Source organism: Bradyrhizobium yuanmingense, from assembly GCF_900094575.1.
GTDB lineage: Bacteria > Pseudomonadota > Alphaproteobacteria > Rhizobiales > Xanthobacteraceae > Bradyrhizobium > Bradyrhizobium yuanmingense.
The window spans coordinates 271,237-283,137 of sequence record NZ_FMAE01000006.1; the positions used below are offsets into that span (position 1 = coordinate 271,237).

General features: G+C 66.1%; 9 protein-coding genes. All 9 read right to left on the bottom strand.

Annotated elements, in window-relative coordinates:
- Window positions 1-31 precede the first annotated feature (31 nt).
- Complete coding sequence (locus tag GA0061099_RS22685) at window positions 32-802, bottom strand: enoyl-CoA hydratase (RefSeq protein ID WP_036026870.1); 771 nt, start codon at window positions 800-802, stop codon at window positions 32-34.
- 14 nt (window positions 803-816) lie between these two features.
- The gene (locus tag GA0061099_RS22690) at window positions 817-1,266 is read right to left on the bottom strand and encodes a MarR family winged helix-turn-helix transcriptional regulator (protein ID WP_036026867.1); all 450 of its coding nucleotides are present in this window, start codon (window positions 1,264-1,266) and stop codon (window positions 817-819) included.
- Window positions 1,267-1,315: 49 nt separating this feature from the next.
- Window positions 1,316-2,977: a tannase/feruloyl esterase family alpha/beta hydrolase gene (locus GA0061099_RS22695; RefSeq protein ID WP_074448051.1), complete on the bottom strand. Its 1,662-nt coding sequence runs from the start codon at window positions 2,975-2,977 to the stop codon at window positions 1,316-1,318.
- Window positions 2,978-3,069: 92 nt separating this feature from the next.
- On the bottom strand, window positions 3,070-4,524 hold the full coding sequence (locus GA0061099_RS22700; RefSeq protein ID WP_074448052.1) for a GntP family permease: 1,455 nt from the start codon (window positions 4,522-4,524) through the stop codon (window positions 3,070-3,072).
- Between the two features lie 3 nt (window positions 4,525-4,527).
- Window positions 4,528-5,547, bottom strand: a complete 1,020-nt coding sequence (locus GA0061099_RS22705; protein WP_036026863.1) for a patatin-like phospholipase family protein — start codon at window positions 5,545-5,547, stop codon at window positions 4,528-4,530.
- Between the two features lie 108 nt (window positions 5,548-5,655).
- A complete protein-coding gene (serA, locus tag GA0061099_RS22710) occupies window positions 5,656-6,900 on the bottom strand; it encodes a phosphoglycerate dehydrogenase (RefSeq protein WP_036026910.1) in 1,245 nt (414 codons plus the stop codon).
- Between the two features lie 125 nt (window positions 6,901-7,025).
- Entirely contained in the window at window positions 7,026-8,258 is a 1,233-nt protein-coding gene (locus GA0061099_RS22715; RefSeq protein ID WP_036026862.1) for a rhodanese-like domain-containing protein, read from the bottom strand.
- A gap of 76 nt (window positions 8,259-8,334) precedes the next feature.
- Complete coding sequence (locus tag GA0061099_RS22720) at window positions 8,335-9,531, bottom strand: PepSY-associated TM helix domain-containing protein (protein ID WP_036026861.1); 1,197 nt, start codon at window positions 9,529-9,531, stop codon at window positions 8,335-8,337.
- Between the two features lie 2 nt (window positions 9,532-9,533).
- Window positions 9,534-11,867, bottom strand: a complete 2,334-nt coding sequence (locus GA0061099_RS22725; protein ID WP_036026860.1) for a TonB-dependent siderophore receptor — start codon at window positions 11,865-11,867, stop codon at window positions 9,534-9,536.
- Window positions 11,868-11,901 lie beyond the last annotated feature (34 nt).

An 11,901-nucleotide genomic window follows, 5' to 3' on the forward strand; every position in this document is an offset into this window, starting at 1 on the left:
GAAGCGATCCAACCTGCACGCATTCGGAATACTATCCTATTCTGGTGAAATCCGGCGGGCGGCGCTCCGCAAACGCCGTAAACGCCTCGCGCGCTTCGGCGGTGCGCAGGCGCTGCGCAAACTGCTCGCCTTCGGCCTGCATCTGCGCGACCAGCGCCTCGCCGTTGCGCATCAGCCGCTTGGTCGCGATGAGGGCCCCGGCCGGCTGGCGGGCGAGACGCTGCGCCAGCGCAAGCGCTTCGGCATCGAGCCTATCGAGCGGCACCACACGGTTGGCGAGTCCCCATTCCAGCGCCGACCTGGCCGGCACGGTTTCGCCAAGCGCGAACATCTCGTAGGCGCGGGCATAGCCGATGCGCGCCGGCATCAACAGGCTGGAGGCGGCTTCAGGCACCAGCGCGAGGCTGACGAACGGCGTCGACAATTGCGCGTTGTCGGCGAGCACGACGAGGTCGCAATGCAGCAGCATCGTGGTGCCGACGCCGACGGCACGGCCCTGCACGGCCGCGACCAGCGGCCGGGTGCAACGCGCCAGCGACTGGATAAAGCGCACCACGTTGCGGCTGCCTTCGGACTTGCCGGCCGCGACCGCCGCAAACTCGCCGACGTCGTTGCCGGCGGTGAACATGTCGCCCTCGCCGCGGATCAGAATCACGCGGGCGGACGGGTCGAACTCGGCGGATTCGATCGCGTCGGCGAGCTTGCCGTACATCGCATCCGTCAGCGCGTTCTTCTTGTCGGGACGTGCCAGCGTGAGGGTGAGGATTCCGCCGCTATTCTCGATCCGGACGTGCTCGGTCATTAGTCTGCTCCGTGTTATTCGTCTGAACGTCTTGGAAACTTGTCCTGAATGCTCGTCAGCCAGCGTGCGACGATGTCGATTTCCGCGGCCGTGAAACCTTCCGTCAGCGCCGCATTGACCTCCGCCGCGCTAGTCTTGGCCTGCGCCAGCGCGGTGCGCCCCTTCGGCGTCAGCCAGATGCGAAAGGCGCGGCCGTCCTCGCGATCGGCCCGCCGCTCGACCAGCTTCGCAGCCACCGTCCGGTCGACGAGACCCGAAATGCCGGCCGGTCCCATGTCGAGCGCCGCCCCAGCCTCGCCCATCAGCGCGCCATCCTGCTTGCCGAGAATGAACAGCAACCCCGCCTGCGCCGGCGTCACCGCGCTCTCGGGCCGCGCCGCCATCCAGCGCTGCAGCCGGCGCTGGGCGACACTCAGCAAGTAGATCAGCCGATGGTGCTGCGCGCCGGCGCCGTTATTTCGCATGCGAAATAGATAGTGAAACGCAGGCGCGTTGTCAAACGGGCCCTCTTGGTTACGGCGCGCAGGTGAAGCTCGCCGCTTCCGTCACCGGGCCGCTCTTGTAGTGCGGCCAGGCCGGCCAGCGGCACAGCGGCAGCGCGCGCGTCGCGGCAAACGACGGCGCCTCGACCTTCTGCTCCCTGACCTCTAAGTCGCCGGGCGCTTTGCCATTCTCGACCCAGTCGACCAGAACGCTCAGCATATCGACATTGGCGGGCGCGCCGGAGCCGACATGGTCGACGCCGGGCGCGGTGTAGAGGCGCGCGAACTCCGCGGTCTCGGCCTTGCCCATCTTGCGCTCGACGCTCTCGAAGTAGCGGATGCCGGCATAGGGGCTTTGGGCGTAGTCGGCCATGTGCTCGAGCACGATCAGCCGGCCGCCCCGCGCCCGGAACCGACTGAGATCGGGATCGGTGGAATCCATCAGGCTGGACACTTCGAGCAGCCGCGCCTTGTGCTCTTCCACCTTGTAGGTGGTGACGTCGAGCTTCGGATCGCGCGCGAAGACATATTGGATGCCGCCGGCGCCGTAGATCCAGGCGATGCCGTTGTTCGGCGCGGGCGGCTGCGCCGGCGGCGCGGTGCCGAGCCACCAGGAGACCCAGCCGCCGGTCGGCCCGACCGCGGGGATGTCCTCGCCGGAGACGCCCCAGCCCGGATAATCGTCGAGGCCATTGGCGAGCGCGAAGGGGAATTTATAGGTGGAGTGCAGCGTGTTCACCGCCTTGATCTGTGCATCGGTGAGACACTGGTCACCGCTCTTGCCGGCCGCGCAGCGCAGCGTCTCGACCTTGAAGGCGGCCTTGCAGCCGACGGGATCCTGCACCAGCGCATCGTCGGAGCCGTCGGGCTTGTCGCAAGCCGCGCGCACGGCCTCGCCTACGAGCTTGACCTGCGCCGGGTTGATCCAGCCCTCGCCCATGGTGACGAGACCCGAGCGCGTACCGGCATGCTGCAGTCCGACCCAGTTGATCACGGGCACGCGGGCGAAGATTCCGTCGAAATCATCGGGATAGCGCTGCGCCATGGCGAGGCCTTCGCGGCCGCCCTCTGACGAGCCCATGAAGTACAGCTTCTCCGGCTTCCTGCCGTAGGCACGCTGCATCAGCCCGACCGCAGCGTCGCGCACCTTCTTGTAGGCGCGATGGGCGAAATTCTCGAACGCTTCGTCGTTGAGCGCAAAGACCTGCGGCGGCTCGCCCTGATTGGTCTCGTGGCCAGAGTCGGTGCCGTAGGTGACGAAGCCGCGCGCCAGCGGCGAGGGCCTGTCGAAGGGATAGGCCGGCGGCAGGGCAAGGCCCGTGATCAGCACACCGTTGAAGCCGCCGCCGCCATATTGCAGCGAGCGCCCGTTCCATTCGACGGGGAGGTTGACCTGGAATTTGATCGGGGGCGCCTTGGGATCGGTGGGATCGATATGGCCGAGCACCTTGCAGAAGCGCGGATTGGCCGGCGTGATGCGTGCCGATGGCGTCGGCCCGCGCTCGGCCACGGCCAATTGCGACGGCGCCTGCAGGGTCGCGGAATCGATCTTCACGGCGTCAGCGCCGCCGACGAGGCCTTTGCAGACGGTCTCGGCGTCTTCGGCCAGCGTTGCCGCTGAGGCACCACTCGCGCTCATTGCGGCCGCAGTGCCCACCAGCCATGCACACAGCTTCGCTCTGTTGCGCTTCATCGTTTCCACCCGGCTTGTCCTGTTGCGTTCGGCACTTGGCCGCATTCAATGCAACCTTCGCCCGTCCGTCAATCGCTGACGCCGGCTTTCCGTCAGAACGAGCCCAGCGCAGTGCCCAGGGCGATCACCGCCAGCAGCGCCAGGAGCGAGGTCACGATACCGACCATGACGATATCGAAATAGCTGTCGCGATGGGTCAGGCCGCAGATCGCGAGCAGGCTGACCACCGCACCGTTATGCGGCAGGATGTCCAGCGTTCCCGCGCCGATCACCGCCACGCGATGCATCAGCGCAAGGTCGATGCCGTGGCGCGCGGCAAGTTCGACATAGGTCGGGCCGAGAGCATCGAGGGCGATGGTCAGGCCGCCCGACGCCGACCCGGTCAGCGCGGCCAGGATGTTGGTCGCGACGGCGAGCGAGACCAGCGGTCCCCCTTCGATCGCCAGCACCCAGTCGCGCACGATCGTGAACGCCGGCAGCGAGGCCACGACGGCGCCGAAGCCGACGAGGCTGGCGACGCTGAACGCAGGCAGGACCGACGCATTGGCCCCGGCGTCCATGGTCCGGCGCAGCACCGGCAGGCGCGCCCAGTTCAGCGCGATGGTCGTGACGATGGCGGCAGCCAGCGCCACCGCGACCGACCACACGCCTGCGACCGCCGCAAGCGTCGTGTCGCCAAAGCGCCGCTCGGCGAGATAGCTGACATCGAGCCGCGGCAGCACCACCAGCGACATCAACAGGTTGACGGTCACGACAACGACGAGCGGCGCCATGGCGTTCAGCACGGGCGACGGCCGCTCGCTGCGATGACCGTGCTGTAGCTCCGCCGGATCGAACTCGCGGGCAGTCGTCGCGCGCTCGCGCACGAGCTCGTCAGCAGCGGCCTGCTCGATCGCGCCCTCGGCGTCGTCGCCATAGCCTTCCCCGGCGCGGCGCGCCGCAGCTTCGGCGCGATGCAGCCACCACAATCCCGCGCCGAGCATGATGAGCGAGCCGACGATGCCGAGGCCCGGCGCGGCAAACGGCGTCGTGCCGAAGAACGGCATCGGAATCGCATTCTGGATCGACGGCGTGCCAGGTAGGGCCGACATGGTGAAGGTCGACGTTCCCAGCACGATCGCGGCCGGGATCAGACGACGCGGAATCGAAGCGCCACGAAACAGCGAGCGGGCCATTGGAACGATGACGAAGAACGCAACGAACAGGCTGACACCACCATAGGTGACCAGCGCGCCGGCGAGCACGACCGCCGGGATCACGCGGCGTTCGCCGAGGCGTTCCGCCATGAAGCCGGCGACCGACGTCACCGCGCCACTGTCGTCCATCAACTTGCCGAAGACGGCACCAAGCAGAAAGATCGGAAAGAACTGCGCCAGAAATTCCGCCGCGTTCACCATGAACACCTGGGTCAGGTTCGCGAGCAGCGGCTCACCGCCGAACAACGCAGCAATGAGTGCGGCGAACGGCGCGAGCAGCAGGACGCTCCAACCGCGGAAGGCGAATAGGACGAGCAGACCGAGTCCGACGAGGAGGCCGAGGAGACCCATGCCTCAGCACTCCGACAGCAGGACATCGAGATCGGCGGTCGAGCGGCGGCCGATCTCCGCGCCGTGCTCGGCGAGGAAGTTGTCCGCGGCCATGCGTCCCTCGGCGCGCAGCATCGAGACGAACTCCCACTCCGCGTTGAGCTTCGAGGAGGCCCCGAACTTCGCCAGCATGTCGCTCTTGATCCGGTGCGTGCGCATCTTCGCCCAGCGCGCGCCCTCGCCGCTGCCCGGATCGGCCGCCTGGCGCAGCAGCGCGATCATGCGCAGCTCCTTCATCAGCGGCGAGTTGAAGGAGATTTCGTTGAGACGGTTGAGGATCTCCGCAGCCGTCCGCGGTTGCTCCGGCCGCTCGGTCGGATTGATCTGGACGAGAATGGTGTCATGCGCGTCGCTTTCGCGGACCAGCGGCGTGATGGTCGGGTTGCCGGCATAGCCGCCGTCCCAATAGGGCTCGCCGTCGATCTCGATCGCGCGGAACATGGTTGGAAGACAGGCCGATGCCAGCAGCACGTCGGCCGTGATCTCCGCGTTGCGGAAGATACGTCCGCGCCCGGTGCGTACCCGGGTCGCGGTGATGAATAGCTGGATCGGCGAGCGCACGAGCCGTTCGAAATCGATGCTCTCGGCCAGCACCGCGCGCAGCGGATTGTAACCGGTAGGATTGAGGTCGTAGGGCGAGAGCACACGCGACATCAAATCGGTGAGGATGTAGAACGGCGACGTATCGAGGGTCCAGCGCCCCATCAAGCGGTCGAGCGGAGAGCGCTGTAGCGGGCTGAAGGCCGCGGCCTTCGAGATACGACGCCAGTATCGGTCGAGCGCCTCACGCGCCCCCTCGGCGCCGCCGGCCGTCCACCCGTCCGCCAGGACCGCCGCATTCATCGCGCCTGCGGAGGTTCCGGAGATCGCGGCGATCTCCAGCCATTTCTCTTCCAGAAGACGGTCGAGCACACCCCAGGAGAAGGCGCCATGCGAACCGCCGCCCTGCAGCGCGAGATCAATCAGTACGGCGTCCCGTTCCATGGCGGACACTCACGCAACTGAAGCTCAAATTCGACGTGATTGGAACACGTCGAATTCGACCGCAGTGTGGGAGCACCGGCCGCAAGATGCAACCGGAACGTGGGCGGTTTAGTGCTCAAATACCAGCCGTGCCCCGACCGTTCCCTCGAGGCCGCGGATCTGCCGCAGCAGCTCGCCGGAATCCTGACCGCCGAGATCGGCGTCGAGCACGACGTAGCCGAGGTCGCCGGCGGTCTCCAGATATTGCGCGGCGATGTTGATGTCGCGCTGAAGGAAGACCTCGTTCAGCCGCCGCAACATGCCGGGCACGTTGCGATGGACATGGCTGAAGCGTGCACCGGAGGGACGAAGATGCAGCTGCACCTCCGGGAAGTTGACCGCGCCCATCGTCGAGCCGGTAATGAAATAGTCGACCAGTTTTCGCGCGACCTCGCCGCCGATGCGCTCCTGCGCCTCCTCAGTCGACCCACCGATATGGGGGGTGAGGATGACGTTCTCGATGCCCTGAATGGGACTATTGAAACGATCGGCATTCGACGAAGGCTCGACGGGAAAGACGTCGACGGCCGCACCGGCGAGATGACCGTCGCGCAAGGCACGCGCCAGCGCATCGAGATCGACCACGGTGCCGCGGCTGTTGTTGATCAGAAACGAGCCCGGCTTCATCGCCCGCAGCTCCCTCTCGCCGATCATGCCCGCAGTCTCCGGCGTCTCCGGCACGTGCAGGCTGACGACGTCGCTCTGCGCCAGCAGATCTTCCAGCTTCTCGACCGGCTCGGTGTTGCCGTGGCGAAGCTTGTCGGTGCGGTCGAAATAGATCACGCGCATGCCCATGGCTTCGGCCAACGTCGAAAGCTGCGAGCCGATATTGCCGTAGCCGACGATGCCGAGCGTGCGGCCGCGCACCTCACGGCTGCCCGCCGCCGACTTGTCCCAGCCCCCCGCGTGGGCCGACACCGAACGCGGAAAGATCCGCCGCAGCAGCATCACGATCTCGCCGATGACGAGCTCGGCGACGCTGCGCGTGTTGGAGAACGGGGCGTTGAAGACGGGAATACCGCGCTTGCGCGCCGCCGAAAGATCGACCTGGTTGGTGCCGACGCTGAAGCAGCCGACCGCGAGAAGCTGGCCGGCCGCCCCCAGCACCTCATTGGTGATCTGCGTGCGCGAACGGATGCCGAGCAGCGACACGCCTTCGAGCGCGCGCCGCAGATCCGCGCCGTCCAGCGCCTTGGTCAGCCGCTCGACATTGGTGAAGCCCGCGCCCCTAAAAAGGTCGACAGCGCTATCATTGACGCCTTCGAGCAGCAGCGCCTTGGCGCTTCGCTCAGGGCTTTGGCCTGGGGCGGACATGGCATCTCCGTAGATGGCAGCTTTGCCTTCGCACATAGACCGCGGGCGGTGCGCAGCACAATAGGGAACGGATACGGGGAGAAGACGGCCGGAGCTGAGGATGCGCTTGGCATCCCAGAGCTCGGTCAAATCACATAGAACCCGTGCGTGCCGTCGCGGCGGAGCTGCTCGACGAGGCCGTATTCCCAATCGAGATAGGCCTGCATCGCGGATTCGGCCACATCGGTGCCTTCATAGGGCCGGCGATAGCGGTGGGCCGGGTCGGGCTTCGGCAAGACCTGCGGTGGACCGATTTCCAGCGCGCAATCATAGCCGCCCTCGAGCACATAGACTTCCCAACCCATCTGCGCCAGCCAGGACGCCGTCATGTCGGCGCGGACGCATCTGTCATCGGTCAGGACGATGCGCGCGCCGCGCACGGGCGCGGCCATGTCGGTTTCCTGCACGAGCTGGCCGCCGGGATAATGGCGGAAGCCGGGAAGATGCCCGGCCGCATAGTCCTCGGCACCGCGCACGTCGAAGCGATACAGCGTGCGATGGGTTTCTGCGACCAGCGCCGCCATCTCGTTCGCTCCGATATGGCGGACACCGGCGCGATAGGCGACGTCGCGGGCATTGGCCGGGCCGCCCTCGAACGGGCCGATCGCGCCGCGCCTGTCGGCGCCGTGATTGAGCCCGTGCCGCGCCAGGGTCCAGCCGATGGTGCCGTTGCGCAGCGCCCGCACCTTGTTGGGCACGCCGGCATTGATCAGCGACTGGGTGCCGATGATGGAGCGGGTGCGGCCGGCGCAATTGACGATGATCGTGGTTTCAGGGTCGGGCGCGGCCTGGCCTGCCCGCAGCACCAGCTCCGCGCCGGGCACGCTGACCGAGCCCGGGATGTTCATGGTCGCATATTCGTCGAAGCGGCGGACGTCGAAGATGGCGATGTTGGCCTTCTCCGCGATCAGCTTTGCCACCTCGTCGGCGCTGAGCGAAGGCGTGTGGCGACGCGACTCGACCAGCTCACCGAAGGCCTTGGAATACGAGTTGACGTCCTCGAAAACCTCGAAGCCCGCATCGCGCCACGCCTTCAGCCCGCCCTCGAGTGCGCTGACATTGCTATAGCCGAGTGCAGCCAGACGCTCGGCGCCGGTCGCAACCAGCCCCTCGCCGTCATCATAAAGCACGATCGCAACGTCCTTGCGCGGCAGCCGCACCTCGGCCTCGATCGCGATCCGGTCGGCGGCCATGTTGGCGGCGAACAGCGGATGGCCGGTGGCAAAGGCAGCCTCGTATCTGAGATCGAGCAGCGCGATCTCTTCGCGCAGGAGCAGGGCGCGGCGGATATCGGCGGGGGTGACGGTCGGAAGCTTCATGGCGAAAACCTGACAAGGACGTGCCACGGGCTTTTGAACGATTGTCGAGGTGTTGGCTAGCCTCTTCGGCTGCAACTCACTCGCCCGGAACGAGCCGCCCAAGCGGCGGCTGCGCCGGGCGCCGCAGCTTGCGGCGCGACAGATAGAGCAAAATGCCGGTGACCGAGAACAGCGGCATCAGTGCCGCAGCAATCATGAAGGCGAGCTTGCCGGGCCAGCCCAGGACCGCGCCGCGATGGATATCGAGCACGTTGGCGATGATCTTCTCGCCGAACGTCTTGTCGGCGTAACGTTCGGCGGAGGCGACCTGACCGGTGACGGCATCGATGCGGAATTCATCGCGCTTGGTGTCGAGCGTCGAATCCTTCCCCCACGACCGGATCCGTATCACCGTGCCGGGGCTGGGCGGCAGCGTCAGCAGAGCCCTGGCAAAGCGGTCGCCCTCCTCACGCCGGAACGTCGTCCATGCCAGGTCGAACCCGATCGGCTGAGCCGGCTCGGAACGAGCCGCCGCACGCGGCGCCTTCGCGGACATTCTTGGCTGCATCTTCGCGGCAGAGACTTCTGGACGCGACAGCAGCCAGACGACGCCGTCCTTGTACCAGTCGAACGAATACCACAGGCCCGTGAGCGTCATCACCAGATAGACCGGAAGAACCCAGGTGCCGATCACCGCATGCAGCGAGCGATGCAGCCCGCGTCCGCCGAGACCGAGATTGGGCTTGAGCCACATCTTCACGCTGCGCACGCGGCGGGGCCAGCGCAGCACGAGGCCCGAGACCAGCATGACGATCAGGCCGAGCGCGGCCACACCGGTGATCTGGCGTCCCCAGCCCTTGGCATCGCCAGGGATCAGCAGCCAGCGATGCAGCTTCCGAACCGTCGCGAAGAACGCCTCGCCGCGCGGCGCACCCAGCACGCGCGCATCATAGGGGTCGACATAGAGCGAATTCGGCCGCTCGCCCTGCTCGTCGCGCGCGAAGCGGACCCGCACGGCCGCAGTCGGATCGCTCGACAACATGACGGCCGAGACCTGACTGAAATTTTGCCCCGCCCCCAGCCGCGCGACCAGCTCGTCCGGCATCAGCGCCGGCATCTCGCGTGGCACGACATGCATGATGCCCTCGTTGAGATGATCGACGATCTCGTCCTCGAAACTCATGATCGCGCCGGTCAGCGCGATCAAGGCTAGCAGCAGCGCGAGCACCAGGCCTGCGATGGAATGGACCTGGAGCAGGACAGTTTTGATCATGTGCCCCAGCCGCGCGGCCATGGCTAGAACTTCACCGTCGCCGAGAGAGACACCCGGCGCGCGTCGCCGATAGCGACGTTTAAATTATTCACGGCTGAGGGATAGTAGACCGTGTCGAACAGGTTCTTGACGTTCACCTGGTACACCACCGGAAACTGCTCGTGTTTCGTCTCGTAAGTCGCAAAGAGGTCTGCGACGACATAGGACGGCAGGAAGAAGCTGTTGATCGAATCGCCGGGGCGGTCGCCAACATAGCGCGCCCCGCCGCCGAGACGGAGCTGGCCGGGCAATGCGGTGCCGAAGTCGTAGACCAGATAGAGCGAAGCGGTGTTCAAGGCGACGTTTTGCAGCTTCTTGCCGAGCAACGTCAGATCCTCGGAGGCCGTCACGCGGGCGTCGGTATAGCCATAGCTCCCAATCAATGCCCAATCGTCGGTGAGCCTGCCGGTGACGTCGATTTCGAGGCCGCGCGAATGAGCGCGGCCGACGGTGTGAAGCTCCACCACGCCCGCGCTGTTCGTCTTCGTCGTTTGCACATTCTTCTTGTCGAGGTCGTAGAATGCGACGGTCCCGGAGATCCGCTGGTTGATGTCGAACTTCACGCCGGTCTCGTACGACACACCCTCCTCGGGCGCGACCCTGGAGTCGATCACCACGCCGATCGGCGCAATCGTCGAATTCGGCTTCAGCGATTCGGTGTAGCTCGCATAAAGCGAGATCTGGTCGGTCAGCTTGAAAATCGCGCCGCCAAGCGGGAGCACCTTGTCTTGCGACACGTTTGTGTTGGTGTTGAACGGCTTTCCGCGTCCGGCGATCTGATCGTAGTCCATATAGCGCACACCACCGACCAGTGCGAACCGCTCGGTCAGATGCAGCGTGTCCTGGAAGAACAGCGACCACTGGCCAAGCTTGTCGGTCTGGGCGCTGTCGGGGTTCGACACCCTGGTTCCAGGCCCGATCAGCCCATAGACAGGATCGTAGACGTTGAAGGCGGGAGTTGTCTGCCGGATTAAGACGTCGCGATAGATCGTGCGATACTGACCGTCGCCGCCGAATAGCACCTCGTTGCGCATGTCGCCGAGCCAGAAGCCGCCCGAGACATAGGATGTCCCATAGCTGACATTGCTCAGCGAGCTTCCCGTGCCGTCGTTGCTGCGCGTCTCGACGCCGGTCGTGAAATTGATGCCGGTGATGCGGAGCTGGTTGGCGCTGAAGGTTTCGGTGTTGTAGCTGTAGCCTGCGTAGAGCTTCCAATCCTGGTTGAAGCGGTGCTCGACCGAAGCCTGGATCAGATCGGACGTGCCCCAGGTGTTGTTGAAAGGCTCATCCAGTCGGCGCGTAGCGGGCACGGCCAGCGGCGCCTTCGTCACCGGATTGAACGCGGTGCCGCGGTCGAACGGATAGATGAACTCGCGGTGCTCGTAGTTCAGCTGCACCGTGGTGTCCTGGCCGTACCACGCGAGCGAGGGCGCAACCAGCATCTCGCGGTGACGACCGAAACTCCGCCAATAATCCTCGCTGACGCCGTAGCCGATGAAACGATAGGCGAGCCCCTGGTCGCCGATCGGGCCGGTGACGTCGAGCAGGCCGTCGGCGCCGGTCTTGGAGGCACTGAAGGCCGAGCCGAGCAGCGTGACCGAGCCGTGCTGATAGAGCTCGGGCCGCTTGCTGATGGTGTTGACGATGCCGCCGGGATCCATGATGCCGTAGAGCAGCGAGGCCGGACCTTTCAGCACCTCGACGCTTTCGACCGCAGGATTGAGACTGCGGCCCTGCACCAGCGGCATGCCGTTGCGCATGATCGAGCCGTCGCGGTTGTCGCCGAAGCCACGGCGGATCACCGCGTCCTGGCTGCCGGCGAGCGTGTTGGTCTGGGTGAGGCCGGAGACGTTGCTCAGCGCGTCGTCGATGTTGCGCGGGAGCTGGTCCTTCAGCACCTGCGCGGGCACGACGTTGACGGCCTGCGAGGTGTCGAGCGGCGAGGCGCCGCTGCGCAGCGTGGTCGCGCTCGGCATCGCGCGGTAGCCGAGCTTTGCGGCTTCCTGTGCGGCGGCTACGGCAGCGGCGCGCTCCGACAGCGTCGGCGCCGCGGGTGCGGGATTGCGGCTGGGCTGGCGGCGCGCCGCCGTTTGCGCGCGGCGTGACGACTGCTCCGATGCACGTGCCGGCTTCGGTCGTGGCGCCGGCGCCTCCACCGTCACCGGCGGCAGAGCCGATTGCGCCTGTGCGCTCGTCGTGATGGAGGGATATTCGATGAGCAGCACCGCTGCTCCCATGAGAAGACCTGCACGGCTCTTGCCGGCACGAGTTCGATGGCCGTTGTCACGTTGGCCATCCACGAAGGCACGCACTTTCATTCCACTTCAAGTCAGGAGCATTGAAGTGTGCGCC

Excerpts from the sequence above, each read along its gene's own strand:
- GA0061099_RS22685 (WP_036026870.1), bottom strand. The coding sequence starts at position 802 with ATGACCGAGCACGTCCGGATCGAGAATAGCGGCGGAATCCTCACCCTC.
- GA0061099_RS22690 (WP_036026867.1), bottom strand. The coding sequence starts at position 1,266 with ATGCGAAATAACGGCGCCGGCGCGCAGCACCATCGGCTGATCTACTTG.
- GA0061099_RS22695 (WP_074448051.1), bottom strand. The coding sequence starts at position 2,977 with ATGAAGCGCAACAGAGCGAAGCTGTGTGCATGGCTGGTGGGCACTGCG.
- GA0061099_RS22700 (WP_074448052.1), bottom strand. The coding sequence starts at position 4,524 with ATGGGTCTCCTCGGCCTCCTCGTCGGACTCGGTCTGCTCGTCCTATTC.
- GA0061099_RS22705 (WP_036026863.1), bottom strand. The coding sequence starts at position 5,547 with ATGGAACGGGACGCCGTACTGATTGATCTCGCGCTGCAGGGCGGCGGT.
- serA (WP_036026910.1), bottom strand. The coding sequence starts at position 6,900 with ATGTCCGCCCCAGGCCAAAGCCCTGAGCGAAGCGCCAAGGCGCTGCTG.
- GA0061099_RS22715 (WP_036026862.1), bottom strand. The coding sequence starts at position 8,258 with ATGAAGCTTCCGACCGTCACCCCCGCCGATATCCGCCGCGCCCTGCTC.
- GA0061099_RS22720 (WP_036026861.1), bottom strand. The coding sequence starts at position 9,531 with ATGGCCGCGCGGCTGGGGCACATGATCAAAACTGTCCTGCTCCAGGTC.
- GA0061099_RS22725 (WP_036026860.1), bottom strand. The coding sequence starts at position 11,867 with ATGAAAGTGCGTGCCTTCGTGGATGGCCAACGTGACAACGGCCATCGA.